The organism is Nonlabens sp. MB-3u-79, assembly GCF_002831625.1.
Lineage (GTDB): Bacteria > Bacteroidota > Bacteroidia > Flavobacteriales > Flavobacteriaceae > Nonlabens.
Map to the genome: position 1 here is coordinate 1,740,198 of NZ_CP025116.1, position 20,634 is coordinate 1,760,831.

17 protein-coding genes are annotated in these 20,634 nt (G+C 32.5%); 6 read left to right on the forward strand and 11 right to left on the reverse strand.

The genetic code is table 11. The features are described 5' to 3' along the window. Positions 1-236 precede the first annotated feature (236 nt). The 3 genes from CW736_RS14045 to CW736_RS07750 all read right to left on the reverse strand — a co-directional run bounded on the left by CW736_RS14045 (position 237) and on the right by CW736_RS07750 (position 2,587). Positions 237-404 (reverse strand): hypothetical protein, encoded by a 168-nt coding sequence (locus CW736_RS14045; RefSeq protein WP_157810905.1) that lies wholly within the window; start codon positions 402-404, stop codon positions 237-239. Positions 405-743: 339 nt separating this feature from the next. Next, positions 744-1,247: a GNAT family N-acetyltransferase gene (locus CW736_RS07745; RefSeq protein WP_101013416.1), complete on the reverse strand. Its 504-nt coding sequence runs from the start codon at positions 1,245-1,247 to the stop codon at positions 744-746. Between the two features lie 164 nt (positions 1,248-1,411). Next, the gene (locus CW736_RS07750; RefSeq protein ID WP_101013417.1) at positions 1,412-2,587 is read right to left on the reverse strand and encodes a hypothetical protein; all 1,176 of its coding nucleotides are present in this window, start codon (positions 2,585-2,587) and stop codon (positions 1,412-1,414) included. A 1,370-nt stretch (positions 2,588-3,957) separates the two neighbouring features. Here CW736_RS07750 and CW736_RS07755 point away from each other — a divergent pair. The 6 genes from CW736_RS07755 (at position 3,958) to CW736_RS07780 (ending at position 8,362) form a co-directional block, all read left to right on the forward strand. Beyond that, positions 3,958-5,355, forward strand: coding sequence for a phage integrase SAM-like domain-containing protein (locus CW736_RS07755; protein ID WP_101013418.1), 1,398 nt, complete (start codon positions 3,958-3,960; stop codon positions 5,353-5,355). 154 nt (positions 5,356-5,509) lie between these two features. Next, positions 5,510-6,307, forward strand: coding sequence for an RteC domain-containing protein (locus CW736_RS07760; protein WP_157810906.1), 798 nt, complete (start codon positions 5,510-5,512; stop codon positions 6,305-6,307). Between the two features lie 76 nt (positions 6,308-6,383). After that, positions 6,384-6,662, forward strand: a complete 279-nt coding sequence (locus CW736_RS07765; RefSeq protein WP_101013420.1) for a helix-turn-helix domain-containing protein — start codon at positions 6,384-6,386, stop codon at positions 6,660-6,662. Positions 6,663-6,666: 4 nt separating this feature from the next. Next, the gene (locus tag CW736_RS07770) at positions 6,667-7,059 is read left to right on the forward strand and encodes a hypothetical protein (RefSeq protein WP_101013421.1); all 393 of its coding nucleotides are present in this window, start codon (positions 6,667-6,669) and stop codon (positions 7,057-7,059) included. A 148-nt stretch (positions 7,060-7,207) separates the two neighbouring features. Further along, complete coding sequence (locus CW736_RS07775; protein WP_157810907.1) at positions 7,208-8,077, forward strand: hypothetical protein; 870 nt, start codon at positions 7,208-7,210, stop codon at positions 8,075-8,077. An 18-nt stretch (positions 8,078-8,095) separates the two neighbouring features. Then, entirely contained in the window at positions 8,096-8,362 is a 267-nt protein-coding gene (locus CW736_RS07780) for a hypothetical protein (RefSeq protein ID WP_101013423.1), read from the forward strand. 389 nt (positions 8,363-8,751) lie between these two features. Here the strand turns inward: CW736_RS07780 and CW736_RS07785 are convergent, their stop codons facing one another. The 8 genes from CW736_RS07785 to CW736_RS07820 all read right to left on the reverse strand — a co-directional run bounded on the left by CW736_RS07785 (position 8,752) and on the right by CW736_RS07820 (position 20,391). Next, entirely contained in the window at positions 8,752-10,644 is a 1,893-nt protein-coding gene (locus CW736_RS07785) for a DUF2075 domain-containing protein (RefSeq protein WP_101013424.1), read from the reverse strand. After that, positions 10,641-10,970 carry a nucleotide pyrophosphohydrolase gene (locus tag CW736_RS07790; RefSeq protein ID WP_101013425.1) on the reverse strand — a complete coding sequence of 110 codons (330 nt, stop codon included), beginning with the start codon at positions 10,968-10,970 and terminating at the stop codon, positions 10,641-10,643. Before CW736_RS07790 ends, CW736_RS07785 begins: the two co-directional genes overlap by 4 nt. A gap of 144 nt (positions 10,971-11,114) precedes the next feature. Beyond that, on the reverse strand, positions 11,115-11,960 hold the full coding sequence (locus tag CW736_RS07795; RefSeq protein ID WP_101013426.1) for a hypothetical protein: 846 nt from the start codon (positions 11,958-11,960) through the stop codon (positions 11,115-11,117). A gap of 126 nt (positions 11,961-12,086) precedes the next feature. Continuing rightward, positions 12,087-12,548 (reverse strand): hypothetical protein, encoded by a 462-nt coding sequence (locus tag CW736_RS07800; protein WP_101013427.1) that lies wholly within the window; start codon positions 12,546-12,548, stop codon positions 12,087-12,089. 132 nt (positions 12,549-12,680) lie between these two features. Beyond that, positions 12,681-17,318, reverse strand: coding sequence for an NACHT domain-containing protein (locus CW736_RS07805; protein WP_101013428.1), 4,638 nt, complete (start codon positions 17,316-17,318; stop codon positions 12,681-12,683). A gap of 250 nt (positions 17,319-17,568) precedes the next feature. After that, positions 17,569-18,561: a hypothetical protein gene (locus CW736_RS07810; protein WP_101013429.1), complete on the reverse strand. Its 993-nt coding sequence runs from the start codon at positions 18,559-18,561 to the stop codon at positions 17,569-17,571. 43 nt (positions 18,562-18,604) lie between these two features. Next, complete coding sequence (locus tag CW736_RS07815) at positions 18,605-19,762, reverse strand: HEPN/Toprim-associated domain-containing protein (protein WP_101013430.1); 1,158 nt, start codon at positions 19,760-19,762, stop codon at positions 18,605-18,607. Positions 19,763-19,914: 152 nt separating this feature from the next. Further along, the gene (locus tag CW736_RS07820; protein ID WP_101013431.1) at positions 19,915-20,391 is read right to left on the reverse strand and encodes a hypothetical protein; all 477 of its coding nucleotides are present in this window, start codon (positions 20,389-20,391) and stop codon (positions 19,915-19,917) included. Positions 20,392-20,634 lie beyond the last annotated feature (243 nt).

Below are 20,634 nucleotides of genomic sequence, written 5' to 3' on the forward strand. Positions count from 1 at the left end.
CAGTAATTACTGGCAACTGGTTATATACCTATTAATACAATACATATCCCGCCATATGACAGGAATACGATTAACTTTTTGCGATAGTAGCTTTTTCAATTTGTTGTCACAAGGAAGAAAAGTTATTGATAGTCGTTAAACTATTCTATAACCGGTTTTGTTGATGATGGCATTGTGAACATGTCGTTGGCTTAACAAATAAAATGCTATTAATTTGATTTAGGTTACGGGTTTCCTCATTCCTTGGTGTCTTTATCCAAATCAACATTAAAAACGTCTGTCAATACACTTTTTCTTATTTCAATATGAGACATCGGGGATGAGTCTTTATTTTTTGCTCTTTTAGGGGATTGATTTAAGGTTACATCATCACTTATCATGGCATAAAGTTTCCTAAGTTCCATAGTAGATAATTCCTTAGCAATTTAATATACAGATGCAGCGGTTAACATGGTTTTTTTGAACCTAACTTACTGTCCTAATTTCGGGGGAATGATCAATGTTTATCAAATAATAATACTAAGGTGAGCTCTCATATAAGTTTCGTTTAATGTTTATTCATTTCTTTAGGTAGTTCTTCTGGCACCGTATTTTAAAGCAAGCAGGAGGTTTGTATTGTAAATAAAATTAAAATGGATAAATGTTGCACCTATGTTGTACCCAAGTTAAAATATTTTATTATTATTCATATATAGCTGAGGTTTCAAGAGGTTATTAATACAACACGGTGTTGGTGGTAGTTTTTATTGTATTTCTTTTTCGTAAAGGTTATTATTAGATAATGGTAATTCTTTTATTCCAACCTTTATGAAATCAAGTTTTTCATAGTATTTACAAAGTTTTGTGTTTTTAGAATCTGCATCAAGTCTTAAATATTTATAATTATCTTTTTTGGCATTATTTTCAATTTCTTGAAGCACTTTAGTTCCAATTCCTTTTCCGTTATATTCTTCCTTTACTACTAATGAATGTACATATTTGGATTTTTCGGTTCGTTTCCCCCAGTATAATAAATCTTCATTTAGAATTCTAACCATACCTATATTTTTTCCGTTTAAATCATCGAGAAAAAAGAATTCGTTGTTGTTAATTCCTTCTTCGACCCATCTAATCTTTTCTAGAGGTGGATTCATCCAATACTGCCAATGGTCAATATTCATTTTATTTATTTTCTCAGCAGTTTTTTTAAATAAGTTTAAGACGGTACTTTTATCTTTGATTTTCACTTGTTTAAATGTAATATTCATTTAATAATGCTTTTTATTTTAATTACCGCCATCGGTCATATATATGGTTTGTTGCGTGTTTAAACACTTAATTTAGTAAATAAAAACCGAGTAGAAAATCCGCGAGGATTTTCGTAAGTAGGCTAGAACTAGCAATAAATTATATACGGTGTTGGTAGCAGTGCTTATTCCATATTCGTTTTTGTTTTGAAATCTGAATTTTTTCCAGTTGAATTTACTTTATTTATAAACTCTTGCATTTTATCTGTTAGATAAAGTATGTCTTGATTTTTCCAATATTCTGCATTGTATTCTCCTTTGAGGTCAAACATATCTCTATTTAAGTTGATGTTGTTCTTAATTTTTTCAGTATTGTCTATGGGAATTGAATAATAAACATAACTCCAATCAAAAATATCTTTTACTTGTTCTTCATAAACTTCTGTTTTTCCTTTTAAAGTTGCTTTATTTAACTGAATTTTATTTGTTATAGTGTTTCTCTCAAAGCTCGACTTCCAATTACTTAATATAGTTCTATATTTTGCATTTCTTATATTCTCAAAATTTGCATTTTGATTGCTATAAGTTACATCTGCTTCTTTAAAAGTATTGTCTTCATTTAAAATATAATAACCACTATACAAAAATTTTTCACTATCTATTGGATTGAGGATAATTTTACTTGAACTCTTTTCTAAAGAAGTTTCGTAACTAATATTAAATTCTTCACGATTAAAAGCAATTCTAATAATGTTTGTAAAGAATTCTTTAAAACTGAATAATGCAAAGTCAATATTTCTATTTTCGATACCTACTTTTCTGATATTTTCAATATGTACTTTATAGTTTTTTTTAGGCATAGGTTTTGACCTAGTATCAAATAAAGCTTGTTTTTCCACTATTCCAGAAAAATCGACAATTTTATAAAATTCATTGTTTTTTTTAATCACAGCTCTTAAGAAAAACTTTTCTTTATGTGGTTCAAGTGCATAGTCTGTCAATACAGTTTTTAGCATTTGAGTGTAAAGTCCACCTTTGCTCAATACAATTTCATCTAATTCATAAGTTAATGGCTTCATAAAAATTGTGTCATTTGCTTTTAGATACATAAAATCAACATCTAAAGTTTCATAAACTACGCTTTGGATTGAAATTTTTCCATTCGTTTTTTGAAATTCAAAAACACCATCTTCATTGCTAATTGTATAATTTTCAAGTCCCTTTATAGTTGCATAAGAAATAGGTTTATTATCTTCTTTGTCCCATAGAATATTTAATGCTGACTCCTGTCCAAATAAGAAATTTGAACTTATTAGAAATATTAATAAATAAAGTCTAATTATTAATTGTTTTTGATTCATTTCGGAATGTTTTTTTGCATTGCTACCAACTCTTTATATGCATACTAATGTAATACATATCTTACAAAATGATAGGAATACGGTTAACTTTATGGCATTGGAGCCTCTCCATCTTACCTGTTAGATGGAAGGAACATTCTTAATATTTATTAAAATATTCTCGACTTGTCTTGTTGATAAAAGAGAGTGAACGGGTTATCGGTTAGGCTATTTAAAAACGCCTCCATTACAGATTATCGTACACCAACAATTCCTTTCTTATCGTGTTATTAACTTGAAAAATTGAAAACCAATTTACGGACTGCTTTTTTAAGATGTCGTGTTGAAAAACCACCGAGCGGTAGCAGGTGTTTTTTTTAAAGTGGAGTCGGAGAACGACATTGCGGTAGCAATGTGCGAGTTGTAGCGCTGGCCGTGATTCTCCCGACCTGCACAAAAAAAAACCACCGAGCGGTAGTAGGTGTTTTTTTTAAAGTGGAGTCGGAGAACGACATTGCGGTAGCAATGTGCGAGTTGTAGCGCTGGCCGTGATTCTCCCGACCTGCACAAAAAAAAACCACCGAGCGGTAGCAGGTGTTTTTTTTAAAGTGGAGTCGGAGAACGACATTGCGGGAGCAATGTGCGAGTTGTAGCGCTGGCCGTGATTCTCCCGACCTGCACAAAAAAAAACCACCGAGCGATAGCAGGTGTTTTTTTTAAAGTGGAGTCGGAGAACGACATTGCGGGAGCAATGTGCGAGTTGTAGCGCTGGCCGTGATTCTCCCGACCTGCACAAAAAAAAACCACCGAGCGATAGCTGGTGTTTTTTTTAAAGTGGAGTCGGAGAACGACATTGCGGGAGCAATGTGCGAGTTGTAGCGCTGGCCGTGATTCTCCCGACCTGCACAAAAAAAAACCACCGAGCGATAGCAGGTGTTTTTTTTAAAGTGGAGTCGGAGAACGACATTGCGGGAGCAATGTGCGAGTTGTAGCGCTGGCCGTGATTCTCCCGACCTGCACAAAAAAAAACCACCTAGCCGAAGCAGGTGTTTTTTTTAAAGTGGAGTCGGAGAACGACATTGCGGGAGCAATGTGCGAGTTGTAGCGCTGGCCGTGATTCTCCCGACCTGCACAAAAAAAAACCACCGAGCGATAGCTGGTGGTTTTTTTAAAGTGGAGTCGGAGAGAGTGTAACAACTCCATTTCATGATATTTATGGTATAAGTGAATATAGGGTATTTATTGATTAATTCAATGATATAAAGGTTTATAAGAGTTTATTAAACTTTGAATGGAATTGAATAAGATTGATATCAGTTGACTAAATGTTGACTAAATGTTGACTAGGTTGTTTGGGTTGGTTATATTTGAATGTTCAAATACTCAATATAATGGCAACGATTAAATTTCAACTTCAAAGTAAGTCTAAAAACGCACCTATATATTTACGTCTATCTCTAGGACGAGATTTAAAGAAGTCAACCAAAGAGAAAACAGTATATATAAGTTTTAAACGCAAAACTTCATTAAGCATCAATCCGAAAAATTGGAGTACAAAGACGCAACTCCCTTTACAGAATTATGCAGATGAAAAAAATTTGACTTCCAAATTAAGAAAGTTAAACGATTTTATATTAGACGAGTTAAACGACTCTAATAGTCAAGGTATAGAAATTACTGGCGACTGGTTACAAGTTAAAATTGATGCACACTTCAACAAAGTAGAAACAAAGCAATTAGACTATCTATCTGAATACAGTATTTATTTTATTGATAACCTTAAATACAAGGTTAATGAAAAAACGAAAAGTATCGGAGTATCTAAGTCAACAGAGAAAAAATATAAAACTATATCAAACAAAATAATTGCATTTGATAATTACCAAAGCAAGAAAAAAAAGAAAGTAATTCACACAAAACTGATTGATGTTAATTTGACCTTTAGAAGCGATTTAATAGATTATTTCAGCAAAGTCGATAAACTAAGCGACAATACTATTGGACGGTATTTAAAGTTCGTCAAAAGCATTTGTATAAATGCAAAAAAGAATGGTTACCAAGTAAGTCCACAACTAAACGATTTTTTAGGATTTACAGTTAAAGCACCAAAAGTAATTCTGTCACTAGAGGAAATTGAGCAAATAAAAAACACAAAATTCGTCAGCGATGCACATGAGATTTCAAAAGATTGGTTGATAATAGGTTGCTTTACTGGTCAGCGTGTTTCAGATTTATTGAGAATGAATAAGGGAATGATAGAGCATATTCAAGATTATGACTTTATCGTATTAGAACAAGTGAAAACAAAAAAGACTGTTCAAATACCAATACATTTTGAAGTTCAAGAGATACTAAATAAAAGAGGTGGGGAGTTTCCGCCAGTTTTCACAAATAATATTGATAGCAACAAGGCAATGTTTAACCGTTATCTTAAACAGTTATCTAAAATTGCAGAGATTTACACTATTGTAAATGGTAATAAATTTGATGATGTAAAGAAAAGGTATATCAATGGAGATTATCCAAAGCATGAACTCGTTGCTAGTCATATTTGTAGACGTTCATTTGCTTCAAATCATTATGCTACTGAATTATACCCTACACCTATTTTAATGAATATAACTGCTCATAAAACAGAGCAAGTCTTTTTGGAATACATAGGTAAAAAGCCAATAGACTATAGTTTGCAACTTGCAAAAATCTGGCAGAAAGTTGGTAAGAAAAAGAAGAAGTTCAATAAGCAAAAGGCAGATTTAAAAATAGTTCGTAAAGTTTCAAGTCTAAATTAAAAACACGATTAAATAAATTATGTAGAACCCTTTTAAATAACTTTAAAAGGGTTTTTATATATTGACCACGCAACGCAAATTAATACCCATGAGTTTCGAAAAATCAAAAGAAATTGTAAGGAGTTTTAATCACGATTTCCAGTTTAAATACGTCATGTTAGATTTACCTAATATGGCTGACAGTGAATTTTTGAATTTTGATGAAGATGATTTTAAGAACTACAAATGGAATTATTATTGGGTAGGGAGTGATCTACCTCCATTTGGAGATGATGACAGTCCTGAATTAAAATTTCAAAAGGTTTTTAAGGAGGAGTATGATGAATTGAATAATAGAAATATTTTTTTTCATTGCTGTCTTTTAGAAACTTATAAGGAAAACTTTAAAGTTGTTTTAAATAACTTCCTTGATAGATTCCCTGACGCATTAAAAGTAAATGCAATTAAAGAAGAGATTGATAAGTTTGTTGAGCCATCAGAAAACACATATTTATACTCACTAGCAAGCGATGAGGTTAAACTAAGTTTGAACTTTTCAAGAACAGCAATTTTAAGGTTCTTAATCGAAGAAGCGAATAAAGAAAATTACGATGTAAATGTATTTGAGGATTTTCATAAAAATATATTTAGTACTGAAATAGTTCCGTTCAGCATTGAAGGTAAAATAAAGTCTAATAATGATGATGATGATTTGAAACTTCAATGGAATGGCGATATATCCAATTTAATTGAGCTTATAGAAGCACTATTAGTTAATGAAAATATAAAAGGGACTAAAAAAGATGTGTATAAATATTTTGGCGATTTGTTCAATTTAGATTTGAGCAAACATGCAATCATAGTTAGTAAGTTTATACATCGTAACTCTGATAATGAAACCAAATTCCTAAACGAACTTGCTTCATCTTTACTAAAAGAAATTAAAGCTAGATTAGAAAAAAAACGCAATTAAGTTACTAGTAACTATGCTTTACACACCTTTAAACCTATGCAATTTTACAGAATATTAATAAACAATATTCTATATTATGCAAACAGTACAATTTATTTCAGTTACACCTGAACAGTTACAAAACGCAATTATTGAGGGCGTTAAACTCCAATTAGAAGACTTCAAGAAACATTTTCAACCAAAGACTCCAAAAGACTACCTAACTCGTCAAGAGGTGGCAGAACTCTTATCAGTAGATTTGTCAACTGTTCACAATTTAAGTAAGAGAGGTACTCTTCAAAAATTACAAATTGGTGGTCGTGTTCTATATCTGCGCTCCCAAGTAGAAAACTCTATTGTCAAACTTAATAGTTAGAACAATGGCAGCGAAAGTACCTCAACATCATACATTGATTTATAAAGAAATTAATGTTGGAAAATTCAAAACGACAAGACACTACGAGCTTATCAATTTTATTGATCCAAAGATTAAACTTACAAAGTTGCTGAACCTTAGCAAAAACAAAGAGTTTGCAAAATCTTCGCCTATATTTTGGTTGCAAATTCGTATAGATAATAAATGGCAAAAGCCAAGATTAACAGGGCTTTTTAAAACTTCATTATCTAACGTGTATTATGGCGACATAGATAAATGCAAACATCTATTATTATTCAATTTTTCAGATAGAACAAATACTTTGACTATCAAATATTTTGAAAACTACTACACAACGAATCTAACAAGCCTTTTACTACTCTTTATAGAACAATAGTAAGAAACGAAAAGGAGCGTATAAAACGCTCCTAAATGTTCAAATGATAGGTATTTGTGGCAACGCATACCCATTAATCAAATATACCATTTTATAATATTCCTTGACTTTAGATTTTCTAAAAATAAAAATAGTTGATCAGTCCGTAATGAAATACTTATGGGAACACCCTATGCTTTATTTTCACTCTAAAGGTGAAAAACTTTCAACGGATAAGGAATTAATATCTACTACGAATAAAAGGCAATGGAACGGAATCATATTTGAATTAACACATTACTGCCTTTACATAGAGTTTAAACCGCATTATTTCTTTAATCATGGTTTGCATAATGCAAATGATTTTAAAGTAACTGACTGTATAAAAGTATTAAAAGAATTTATTTCTGTTTTTCAACTTGACCCTACATTGTTACTTATCAGGAATATAGAATTTGCCTTAAATGTTGTTATTCCAAAGGAGTTAATTTGTGTCAAAGAATTGTTATTACTCGCGATATACCATGAAAGAAATCAATTCTATAGTGATAAAAAATTACCGTTTATGCGTTACAGTACTACGGTAAAAGCAAATGGTGAATCCAATGTATATAAAATAATTAAATCCTACGCAAAAGGTATTCAATACCCAAAAGAAACGGATCTCAATACGTGGAGATTTGAAGTTAAAAGTAATAGAAAAGGTTATATCTCTAAATTAGGAATTCACACATATAGCGATTTGCTTAATCCTGACATTTATCTAACTTTAGAAGAAACGATTTTAGATGAGTTTGACAAGGTTTTAATACTTGATCATTCCGTTACTCCAAACCTTACTAGAACTAAGTTAAAAACACATAAAGAACGGCTAACGCAAATATATTGGCATAGATTATTCCAAAAGTCAAGGAATGTATTCAGAACGAATTTTAATAAATATTATGATGATCTAAATTCTTGCGAAACACATTTAAAAAAAGAACTAAGAAAACTAATAGTTAATAAACTTCAAGAACTAAAAAAGTGTGCAATTTAAAACCCTTATATAGTTGAAATGCGCACTCCAATTTTAAAAGAGTGTTTATTAACTGGATTAGATATTACAATGCAGAGAGCAGATAGTAAATATATTTCTATTACTGGATTAAAGTTTTTAGAAATAAATAATTTGCCAACTTTCTTAATATTGAAAAAGTCGTTATTGACAGGTCATGTGAATAAATTTGAAAAAGATATATATTCAAAGATGAGTAAGCAAATACGTAATAGGGCTGGGTCTAGACTGCCCATAGACGCTAATCAATTAGGTATTTCATTTTAAATAGTTGTTATTAAATGACAACCAGTACATCAATTTTAAGTCAGACTTTGATTATAGTTAGCATTTTGTTTAATAAGCTTCTTAATTCGATTACAGTTCCTTTATTACATAAAATGTTATTCTACACTGTTTAAGCATTATCTTACTACTTTAGAATAGTTGCTAATTCGGTAGGACACTAAGTACCTAAACATAAAAGTCTAAAACTTTTCAAATAATTATAATATATAAATAAAGGGGGTGGTTAATTTTATGAGTCCACCCTTGGAAAAAATAAGAAGAACTACATACTCTAAGTACTAATAAACAAATTTATGCAAATTAGAATATAGAAAAAACAGTAATTAAAAGGGGTTTCTTAGAGGTTAATGTCAATGATAGGTTAAAAACTATATAAGTAATGTTTTAAAATAGTTTCTTGTTTCTTGATCTGTACAGTATATATGACATGACTTTGATCCTCTTGTCATTAAAGTTCTATACGTGTTTTTTATAACTTCTTCAACTTTGGCTCTACCGTCAATAGGGTCTTCTTCAACAATTTTCCTCCATGTTTGAATAGCCTTATCTGCTCCAGGATGTTTTTCTGGCTGTATGATAACTTCGCCTTCTCTTACAATGAAATCATCACCGATAATCACAGCAATATGCTCTAGTTCCAGACCTTGACAAGTATGAATACAGCCAACTTCATTTATTGAATTTTCTTTTAATAGCCATAACATGCCATCCTCTTTTAAATTCCATCTCATTTGGAAATCATATTCAGGGAATTCAATATCAAACAAGTTACTTTGTTCTTCTTTTGTTAATCCTTTCCATTTTTTTGAATTTGATGCTGTTTTCCATTTCCAACAATATCCAGCAACAATTCTAGCACTATTCTTTTCATTGTTTAGCGTGTTGATGATGTTACGCATCTCTGTTGGGTTATCATAAACAACAAAATTATACTCACTAGTATCTAATTTAATATTAGCGGTATCTCTTATGGCTAGTGTATTGTCAAGCCATGATAAATAGCCGTTTGAGCCTGAACACCTGAATTGCGATTCAAGGGCTCTATTAGTTATGCTAGCATCTAATTCGTAAGCCCATTTTTCTATTTCCTCTTTTGACCCAATATCTTTTAAAGTGACTTGTTGATTTTCATCAATGAAAAAAACTGAAAACAGAGATGAATTGATAATTTCCTTTACTTGATTTTCCCCTAAATTTGAAAACATACCTGATTTTAAATTTAAACGATGAGCCTCATCGACAATTAATGCGTCAAAAGTATTTGTTTTAGTATCGTGAAAAACACCTGAACCCTTAAACATATTAGAAAACTGAGTTTTCTTCATAGTTTTTGTTAATTTAGCTTCATATACACTACGTGGCGCTGAGTTTTTAGTAACATATTGACTAACTAATCCCATTTTAGTTAATTGGACTAATAAGTTTATTGCGACAACAGACTTGCCAGTACCAGGTCCACCTTCAATTATTAACACCTGTTTTTTACCTGTTTTTGCTTTTTTAGCTAATACTTTAGCTTCTTCAAAAACTTCTTTTTGCTCATCTATTAAAATAAATTCTTGATTACCCTTTATTAAGGAAACCATACTATCAGCTAACACTTTTGATGGTCTAATCTCGCCGTTTTCAATTTGAACTATAATGTCATTTGTATCTCCAAATTTTATATATCTTCTGATAAAATCTTTAAGTTTAACTTTATCATCTTTGCAAAATACTGGTGCTACATTAAGATATTCAGAATAAAATTCATTTTTAATGACATTATCTTCTTTATAGTTATGAAGATATGCACATGGTAGTAAATTTATATCACCTTCATAAACAGCTGCATTATAACTTTTAAGTAACATTGAATATGACCAAGCTTGATAACTAGGATGCTGTGTATCTTTATTACCGTGGCTAAACCTTGTATTAACTATAGCGTCTTTACTAGTAATGTTGGCTTTATCCCATTGTTTCAATTCCACTAAAATTGCTTGGTCTTGTCTAGAATCATTTTGACCAGTAATAATGAAATCTATTCTATTCTGTGTACTCGGTATAGAATATTCTATAGCAATACCGGCGGTATTAGGAATATCATCCCCTATTAGGATCATCCCCATCATTGGTAATGAATTAGCCCATGAACGATATTCACTATCGCCAACTTTTTTATTTAATTTTTCGGCAACAGAATTTTTAACAATGTCCTCTATACACCCTTCCATAAAGTCTTTAACAAATTGCTCCTTAGTTGACTTATATACAATCATAGTTGATTGTATTTTTTTGCAGTTCCTTTTGCTTTTTCTACAGGATATTTTTCTCCATTTTTTTTGATTTTTTCAAGCAAAATATCTTTTACATTAAATTTATATTTTTCAGCTAGGAGTAAGGTATAAGCAAGAACGTCAGCCAACTCTTCTTTCACTTTTTCTTTATCTGCTTCTTCATGTGATTTCCACAAGAAATTTTCTAAAAGTTCACCTGCTTCAATATTAAGAGCAACTGCAAGATCTTTTGGGTTGTGAAATTGCTCCCAATCCCTTTCATCTCTGAATTTTATCAGTGCATTAGTCATTTCTTTTATATCACTCATGTTCTTATTATCTTAATTAAACACAACGGTCTTGATTATTATTAGTGGGGGCTACCTTGTTAAGGGTTTTTCACAAGGGTGAAAGATAATTAAACTGTATCGACTTTAATTACGGCAAACCGTAGCCATTAATTATACACGGTGTTACAAGCTGTATTTTATTGTTTTATCTCTTTCTAAATCCGTATTTTCTTGCCATTCGATAATAGAGTTTTTAGGTGTTTCTCGGTCAATTAAAACTTGTTTTGCAAATTGAATTGGTGTAAGCTCAAATTCAATTGAGTTTTTTTTAATTTTATAAATATATACTTCATTGCAAAATAAAAAGTCATCAACAAACTTTGCCTTTATTCCGTAATTCACATATTTCAATTCAGATGCTACGCTAGGATAGATTATACAATTAATTCCGTCATTCTTAAGTAGAATATTGCTAAATGCTATACTTGATTTATATTTATACTCTTCTCCGTTTTTAATTTTTTCTTGAAATTTAGAAGAGATATATTTTTCAATCAGTTCGTCTGTTTTACTTGGGTATTCATATTTTTCTAATTCAGAATCTCTGTCAGGATTAGTTTTTAAAGCTTCAATTCCAGCATATTGTGAACGGAATTTTATTTTTTTAAATTTCTTGTGGAAAATTCCAATCATTACCAAATCATCATTGTTTGGATTCAGTTCTTTTATTGTAGCTCCCAAGTAGTTTGATGAGTAGAAAAAATTTTGTCCAATGTTACTGCACCTGTTTAGTTGATGATATTTCTGGTCAATTTCTTTGAAATCGGGATACCAAATGGATTTTACAGTTTTTAAATCCTCTGCATTAGTATTTTCTATTATTCGTGCTCTAAATAAACCATCTGGCGAGATATTTATTGTTGGTCGATTATGTCCTAAAATTTTTCCCGAAAAATACTTTTCAATTTCTTCGACAGTATTTTTTTCGAAATCAAATTCATTAAATTCTCGTTCTATTCTGTCGGTCATTCGTGATGTTGCTTGTAACGTTGTTGTATAAGATAGTGGCGTGTTTAAGCACCTAATTTAGCAAATAAACACCAGATAGAAAATCCGCGAGGATTTTCTTAAGTAGGCGAGGACTAGCCATTAATTTTATACGGTGTTTTGCACCGTTTTTTCTTCATTTTTTTTCAATTCTTTCGATAAAAAATATCCGCCAACTATTCCGTGAATTATTCCAAACATTCCGTAAATCCAAAGTTGATAAATCAAATATCCAGCAAGCGATTCCAAAATTCCTATTCGCTCAAATTCGAATGAATTTATTATTCCGATTACTAATGCTTTAAAGTATAATATTAAAATCCACGAAGCAAAAAGAGTAAAAAATGATATTCCGAAATATTTTTCTTTTTCTTTTCCAACATATTTGTTTAAATATTTAAAAGCTAATATTCCGACTAATGGTATCGATATTATTGTTGTAATCCATTCAATCCAATCTCTTTCGATTGTGTACCAACTTGGAATTTCTCCAATAATGGCATAAAAAGCGAAAAGAAAAATCAGTCCGGAAGAGTAATATTTGGTGATTAAAAATTTTATGTTTTTCAATTCATCGTACAGTTTTTCTTAAGTGGCACACAGCGTTCAGGCTATGCTGCGTATCCCGAAGGGTATGAAGTATAGGTTATATTGTGCTTAGTTTTTTATTCTTTCAATATACAAAGGAGCTTGTTGGAATCCTTATATTTCAACTTGGTCTATCACTTTGTTTGCTGCACCTCTGAATTTTTTAGTTTTGAGCATTTTATCGAACAGAGCTATGGTTTTTTTAAGGTGCTTAGGATTTTTTGTTGCCAAACTGGATAGTGAGTTGTATATCCCGATAAGGACTTTGACAGGTTCGACATCATAGTAGCCTGCCTGGGAAATATCCGGTTTGTCGTAGGTGTTCACATGTTGTAGAAGTTCAAGACATTCAACAGGATACTTTTTGGCACATTTAAGCAGGTATTCGAAATAGTACCGTGGCTCTTTTCTGGCCACATTTGATTGGGCGTATCTTTGAAGCAATGGATAAACTTCAAGGAACATTTCGGGGGTAAGGTCGAAGAATGCAGACGAATACTCTTGTATTACTTTTTCATCGGTAGAGTGAAGGAATCTTAGAAAGATTTGGCGGCATTTTGCCCGAACACTTTCTTTTTTATCCCCGATATTTTTCACGGCCATATCTACTAGCTTTGCTTTTGCTTCATCACTGATTTTAAGCAGTGAGTTTAAAAGCTGATAGCTTCCTTTTTTTTCTTTTAGCCACGCTCCACCCAAAACAACGGCAATTGTACCGTGTATGGATTCCATTTTTATCGCTCGTTGGAAGTAGTCATTGAGCTTATCGAAGTTGTTGTTGAGTAAGTATTGCACCGACCAGATGGAATGTTTCATGATTTCTGGTTCGTTGGAGCTTACCAGCTTTAGAAAGATTTTCAGTGTTTTTTGCTCATTAAGGCGCATCAGCATCGCAAGGCGTGGCATTATTGCAACCCGAACACTAAGATTCGGGTCTTCTGCTATCTTCTGAAGTGCTTCGAAAACAAGGTTTTCAAAAGCAGGATTGAAATAGACCTCACTGATTCTTCCCGCTGCTGATCCGCGCACATTATTTGCACCATCATTCAGCGCATCATTGCGAATGGTGTTGCCCTCAGGGTCTGGGTGATGTTTGGCAATTTCGATCAGGTATTCTAATACATCCTGATCCAGAATCTTGGTCTCTATGAAGTATGAGGACACCCAAACGAAGTAAAGCGTGTATTCCCTATCAAATGGAATGGAGAGCGCTTTTTTGTAGATGCGCTGAACTTCGGATGGGTTGTATTTCGCCTCTTTTAAGCCTGTAAGACCAGCGACTATGTATTGGTAGGGCACTTTGTTCTCGTCAATCAGTTTTTCGATGAATGGAAAGAAATGTGATGCCTTGTTTTTTGTTTCTGCCTGAAATGCGCGGGAGTGCTCTAAAATCGACCCTCTGGACGATGCGAACTCGGCTTTGTATTCTGCATCATATTTTTCAAATGTTTGCTCCCATTGATCGAATGTCATTTTATCGTAGGCCGAGCTGTTCATGGGTGGGCCTACACCTATCAAACCAAACTTTCGGGGTTCTTCATCCTTAACAGTCTTAAACTTTCGTTGCAATTCTTGGAAGCGTTTTTTTAGCTGTGCCATTGCCATCACTTCATTTAGCGGTATGGCATTTAAATAGAGAAATTGGTGGTGGCCGTATCGCAATAAAGTATGCTGCTTCTTGTCGTTGTCATCAGTGTATATTCTGACTTCGTACTTCAACTGAATTGAAAGAACGATCTTGTCTATCGTTTCTTTTTGCGCTTGATTGAAGTGCGGATAGACTGCCGTTAACAGCTGCCGGAACTGGAATTGAATCTTGTCATCACCCTCCAGTCCATCTTTTTGATGAAATAGCTCCATTAGCTGAAATATCTCGGTTGCATAATGGGCTGGGTTTGCCAACAATCCGAAGAACAACAACCTTAAGATGGTAATGGAATTACTGTTGTGATGATTTGCCAAGAACTGGTCAAACCACGGAGTAGTTTGCTCTGCTTGCTCTTGCACTTTATCTACGAGCAGATGATATATTGCCTCGTGCCCGTGGGAACGGCCATGACGCTCATAGTCGAATAGCCGAAAACCTAAGTCGATGTATAATTTAGATTTATCCTCGCCACTTGTTTTTGCAGAAATCCGCTTGATAATATCGAATGCGAAGTCGAGCGCTTTAATGGTATCAACCTCGAACATCTTTTTAAATAGCTCTTCGTCCTGATGTTCAAAATGGGGCTTGTCATTATGGCCCTTGATGGCTTCAATTTTATTAAGGCAATGGGTTTTGTAGTTCTGTATGACCCAATCAATATTGAAGTTCAACGCATCTTCGAGTGTCTTATAGTAACCAAAACGATCAGTTCCTGCTTCGGCTTCATGTTTTTCGAAGAGCTGGAAAGCTGCTGGAATATCCCATTCTTTAACATGGTAGAGCACCCTGAAAATGAACTTTGATCTCCCTTCAAATTCAGAACAATTCAAAAGAAAATCGCAAACGGTTTGTCTGCTATTGGGTAGTTGTTTGATCAAAATCTGCCACAGCAGGTTAATTTGAATATCCCATCTATCGGAGGTGCTTTTATAGTGTAGAAGGGTTTTGATATTGTCCACAGCCTTATTCGCTTTTCCCCAATCCCGTTCAGCAAGCTTGTTGAGCCAGCCAATCCTTTGGGTGATCAGCTTATTCAGTTCTCCTTCTTCAAGAAGAAATGAAAACCAACCATTGCCAGTAACCGATTCTAAAAAAGACATTTTCAGCTCATTACTTGGCAGAATGCGGGATTTTACGAGCTGCTTTTCCTGTGTTGTTGGGCCTTCTTCAAAACCAAGCAGATTCAAAAGCATTAGTTTGATATGAAATCGGTAATTAGAGGAAAGTAGAATGGTTTCGAGGGCTTTTATGTATGCAGTATGATCTTGTTCGCGCAGAAAGCCAATAATCATTTTCAAGCTAGATCGAATGAAAAGACCTTGATGGTTTTCAAGTATGTAGTTTGTTACTGGTTTTCCGTTCTGAACGAATTGCTTCGCAAAGGCAAAGTCAAAAAATGTTTGATGAAAAAATTGTACTTCCTTGTCCGCTTCGGTTAAGATTCCACAGCTTTTCAAATAGTCAATCTCGTCCTTAAACGATCCGAAAAATGGCTTTGAGGGGGTGCTAATTCTCTGTTCCCCATGCATCTGTTCCGCGATGGTAAAAACTAGATTTTGGCATTTATCGGTATTCGCTGACGATGTGTTTGGAATCTTAACTATTTTCTGAATCCAGAGATTTTCATACAGGTCGTGCAGTGTGTTTATTGACCGAAGGTTGGTTTGGGTATCGTACACCTTGCAAAACACATTTAGATGATGTGGCGTTTGCAGAAGGTTAAGTAATTGCCTAGGTACTTCGTTCTCTCTTATTCCAAGCTTGGTAAGCACCTGTGTAACCTGAATTGCATCTAGGAAACCAACTTTGAAGCTTTTTTGATTTTTGTAGAACTTCAATTCATTGTCATAATCGAGATCGTATCCCCTAACAGAAATAACCACTCTAACCCGATCAATAGCAATAAGCTTCCTAACAAGAAGGTTATAAGTATCGAGGTATTCTCGTTTGGCTGATAAAGACTGGGAAAGCGCATCTATCTGGTCAATAAGCACAACTACCCACTCACTAGCCTCGCTTAGAGTTCGAACTACTTTTTCGAACGAGTCTTCTAGATCAATTTTGTTTTGTAGGTCTGTGATACTTTCAGCATAAAGCCTATCAGCTTTTAAGGCAATTGCAGGTACGTTAGTTTCTTTGAGTTTTAGAAAGGCATCTTTCAGAATAACAGTTTTTCCAATACCGGCATCGCCAACCAGCAAGACTACAGGTTGCTCATTTTTTCCCAATGGTGATTTGATCCATTGTAGCAAATCATTCGTTTCCTTTCTTTCTATGTGCGAATTATCTACCCCTTCAAAAGTGCTGTTGTAATCCGTTAGGTGGTGGGAGGCATGATCAAATTTTTGCAGAATAACATCGACTGGAATATTAGAAGTGGTTTGGTATTCGCTCTGCTTTTTCAGCTCTTCCGTCAGCTTTTCAACTGGCTCCGATTCAATCACCATTCTAACCTCAAAAAAGGTTTTGATGATAGACTGAAAACCGTCAGTATTTAGCAGCGTGTCTAAGTCTTGTGGTATTATTTTCTTTACAGTAATTGAACCGAGTATTGTTTTAAGGTCGGATTCAATGTCTGTGTATTTAAAGTGTTTAAGTTCTTCATTGGTATTTATTACAGCTTCTGTCCAATCTTTTAGTTCTGTCTGTTTTAGTATCTCTTTTTTGAAGTCGTCCAGTAAATCTTTAGCCTTTTCATTGAAACCGTAGGAGACGGCAAACCAATACGTAAAATTCTTAGGGTCGTGAATCAACCTATTATCCAAAAGGTAATGCAGCACAAACTTGATGATCTCCCTTGCACAATCTGGCCTCGTAATTCTCTTACCGCCAGCAATACTATGCTTGCACTGAATTAGTCCAATTGATTTGCCATCCAAATGCAAGCTACAATCTCGCCCACGTTCCCCAACTCCTTGTAGAAGATTAATTTCGTCAAACTGCCCTTTCCAGTCACCTTTTTCAATTCTTAGTTTTCCAATTGAGTAGTGAAGTTCTTCAAACCTTCGGTCGTCAAGATCAGAATATGGATAGCCTTTATTTGGCGAAGCCAGAGGTTTATTTAAGGCTTCTTCAATAGTGGGTTGAGTGTAAGATAAGGCCATTAAGAAAGTTACAGTTTTGAATCAAAATATTTTTTTACATTATTTTTAGTGTCGCAAGCTGTTTTTCATACAATTAAGCACAACGGTCTTGTGTATGAAACGTAGTGCATAAATAAACGCTAACTTTTCGGATTTATAACTAGCCGAATTTTTAATTATTTTATTTTATTTTCTAAATATAACCAAATTAAAAATTTAGCGTACTTTGTAAATATATAAAAACCTCTCGGAATGCTATAATAGCTATGTTTTATACACGTTGTTGTGGTTCGTTTTTACTCCAGTTAATTATTATATTAATTTCCGAAATATCATTGAATAAATCAGCATTTGGGTCGTACTTTCTTGTGTCTAAAGTTACTCCAACTTTACCTTTCCCGAATTTTGTTCCAATTGAAGTTAGATTGTGATGAAGTTCTTTTGGTTCCATATTCGGGAAAGGAAGTAAAGCTCCTATTAGTGTTTCCGAATAATCTGTTTTTAACGAAAAAACATTAAATGTGGATTTTGAATTGGGATTGCATACATAGTAAGTTCCAATATGATTTGACTTAAATTGATTGCTAATCATTAAATGACCTTCTGTAGGTGAATCAGGTTCTTTAATTTCCCTTCTTATAGTGTCGTAATAAGAATCTAGTAAAAAGATATATCCAAATTTTGAAAACGCTATAATGTAGTTGGTTTTAAGTAAAGCTTTATCAACTTTACTATCATCTATCCTTTTTTTATTCGGTACCATATTAAGGATTTCTCCAACGGATTTATTTTTTAAATTATAAATAAACCTATCGAGTGTACTCGGATTATTATTATCCATTTTGTGAAGTACATTTAAAAGGCCATTTCCTTTTGACGTAATCTCAGAATTCACAAAAGTATCTTCAAATTCTACTCTAACTCTTTGAACTGAATCTTTGTGAAATTTTGAGTCATCTATTTCTCTTATTCTATGAATTAAATGATGGTCAATTTGATGTCCAGCTTTAGAGTTACACTCAAAGCAAGTTAGTGCTATTCTAGAGCCTTTTAATTTCGCAGGCGGCGCATCTTCTTCCGTTAAATAGTTCTTTGATTTATTCGCGATTAAATCTGACTTTTGGAATTGTTCTAAACATAAAGGGCAGATATAAGTTTCGGGATATTTTAGTTCAATATCAATAATTCCTTCATCTTTGAGTAAGTGTAATTGTTTCGAAAACTTTTCAAATAAGTTACTTCTTGATTTTAATTTTTGACTCATAATTTCCTGAATATACTATAATTATTTTGTTTGTCATACTGCCTTATTTATTCCAAGAGTTTAATATTAAATCTATTATATTTTTTAACTCTGGTAATTCTAATGCAGCGTTATCATTCGTGATAATTTTGTTTTTGTAAAGGTCTCTAAAGTTTTTTTGTATCGTTTTTTTATCTTTTACTTCTCCTTGGTATTGTCCAAGTTTGTCATCGTAACCTTTCCATTGTACAGGATAAAAACTTGTTTCCGATGCTAGAGACTTCTCTCCTAAATACATTTCAATGCTACATCCTAAACCGTTAATATTCATTAGACTTAACCCATTAGGACCTTGTGTTGGGTAATTAACAGCTAAACTATTATGAGGGTATGTAAAAATTTTTATGTTTTCTGGAAGCTTTGTTCTTTTTAGATTATTAATTTCTTTTATTCCCGCAGTATCATTATCAAAAAGAGCAATTATTTTGTTTTTTACTCCTGACCCAACAAAAGCTTTTACAGTTTGAACCAACCGTGAAGCGTTAGATTCATAATTTGAATTTTCAAAATCCATAAAATGATACCGTAAATTTAAAAAAGGATAAAATAAATTAATGCCTTTTTTTATGAATTCAGTATCGGTTTTACCTTCGGTTAAAATTATGATTTTTTGAAAATCAAGTTCTTTTTCAGGATTATTCGTTATCCATCCAGCTTCTATAATAAAGGTTAAATCGTAGACTATTTCTATATCCTCATCTATTGAATCAAAAATAGACCATAGCAGACATTCTAGTTTTTGGTTTGGTATTCCGAAGTTATTTGAGGTAATGAATTCTTGAAAATTTAATGAAAAGTAATCATCACAATCTCCGTAATTTTTAATTCCTTTATTGATGGAAGTTTCTATTATTTTTTGGTAATTCTTAAAAGAAATTTCGCTTTCATTATTAAAAATCACTTCGTATTCGTCTTTATATTTTTTCAGAGCGATATTAAAATCATTCTTTGTTTTTGATAAATTATTACCATAAATCTCTAATTTCTTTTTACATATTCCAGCTGTTGAGATGAACTTTTTTGATATATAATCATCTCCATCAAATTGCTTTACTAAAAAATCTGACTCATCAAATATTAAGTTTATGACTTCACTTTGATAATCATTTTTAATCTCAAAAATGTCATAACCATTAACTTTTAATTTGCAATATGTTCCCATTAATTTTTAAAGTTCAGATTATTTTCAAATGCACTATAACAAAGGTATAAACGCCGTTTTTCCCATGGCGTTTATACAATTCATTTAAACTTAAAAAAAAAGTGGTTTGATATGATTCTTTCTGTAGAGAATATAGAAGAGTATTGAGATTTTTAATTCTCTCTAATTATATTTGCGTGTGCTCTAATTTTTTCAGGTTTTTTAATTATTATATCAAACACATACATCTTTATTCCTTTTAAATTACTTGTCTTAACTTGCTCCCATTCTTCATCAGTTAATCTTAACCAGGCATTATGATCAAAGGTATTTGATCTTGTATTTAAACGATAGTCAACTTTTTGTTTAGGCTTCTCTATTTTACTCCCATCTTCAAAGTATAACGTGACTCCAGTTCCTGTAAAAATACTTGAACTGCTTTGCTCAATGCACATATAATAAGTGCCAGAAGTAGTTTTCCTAAATTGAACTTGTTTATTATAACCTTTGGGTATTACGTAATCTATATCACCAGATAATTCATTAACTGTTACTTCTAGTTGTTTTCTATACTTACTTAATTTTAAATCTGTTTGTGCATTGGAAATCAATACTGTGAACATTAATCCGATAACTAAAATACTTTTCATTTATATATTATTTAGATTATTCATTTACTTTTCTAAGTTAATAAAAAATAAAATTAAAAAACTACAAATTGCAATTATCATCATTAAACCTATTGTTAACCTTACATACAACGTGTTTGTATGCAGTTTCTTGCTTGTCTTAAACACCTAATTTAGTAAATATAAACCGAATAGAAAATCTGGTAAGATTTTTTTGAAAAGGCGAGCACTAGCAATAAATTATATACGGTGTTGTGTACAGTT

Coding starts and splice junctions, on each gene's coding strand:
- CW736_RS07765 (WP_101013420.1), top strand. CDS start 6,384: ATGCAAACAGTACAATTTATTTCAGTTACACCTGAACAGTTACAAAAC.
- CW736_RS07805 (WP_101013428.1), bottom strand. CDS start 17,318: ATGGCCTTATCTTACACTCAACCCACTATTGAAGAAGCCTTAAATAAA.
- CW736_RS07745 (WP_101013416.1), bottom strand. CDS start 1,247: ATGAATATTACATTTAAACAAGTGAAAATCAAAGATAAAAGTACCGTC.
- CW736_RS14045 (WP_157810905.1), bottom strand. CDS start 404: ATGGAACTTAGGAAACTTTATGCCATGATAAGTGATGATGTAACCTTA.
- CW736_RS07760 (WP_157810906.1), top strand. CDS start 5,510: ATGTTAGATTTACCTAATATGGCTGACAGTGAATTTTTGAATTTTGAT.
- CW736_RS07780 (WP_101013423.1), top strand. CDS start 8,096: ATGCGCACTCCAATTTTAAAAGAGTGTTTATTAACTGGATTAGATATT.
- CW736_RS07785 (WP_101013424.1), bottom strand. CDS start 10,644: ATGATTGTATATAAGTCAACTAAGGAGCAATTTGTTAAAGACTTTATG.
- CW736_RS07810 (WP_101013429.1), bottom strand. CDS start 18,561: ATGAGTCAAAAATTAAAATCAAGAAGTAACTTATTTGAAAAGTTTTCG.
- CW736_RS07790 (WP_101013425.1), bottom strand. CDS start 10,970: ATGAGTGATATAAAAGAAATGACTAATGCACTGATAAAATTCAGAGAT.
- CW736_RS07755 (WP_101013418.1), top strand. CDS start 3,958: ATGGCAACGATTAAATTTCAACTTCAAAGTAAGTCTAAAAACGCACCT.
- CW736_RS07815 (WP_101013430.1), bottom strand. CDS start 19,762: ATGGGAACATATTGCAAATTAAAAGTTAATGGTTATGACATTTTTGAG.
- CW736_RS07775 (WP_157810907.1), top strand. CDS start 7,208: ATGAAATACTTATGGGAACACCCTATGCTTTATTTTCACTCTAAAGGT.
- CW736_RS07770 (WP_101013421.1), top strand. CDS start 6,667: ATGGCAGCGAAAGTACCTCAACATCATACATTGATTTATAAAGAAATT.
- CW736_RS07820 (WP_101013431.1), bottom strand. CDS start 20,391: ATGAAAAGTATTTTAGTTATCGGATTAATGTTCACAGTATTGATTTCC.
- CW736_RS07750 (WP_101013417.1), bottom strand. CDS start 2,587: ATGAATCAAAAACAATTAATAATTAGACTTTATTTATTAATATTTCTA.
- CW736_RS07795 (WP_101013426.1), bottom strand. CDS start 11,960: ATGACCGACAGAATAGAACGAGAATTTAATGAATTTGATTTCGAAAAA.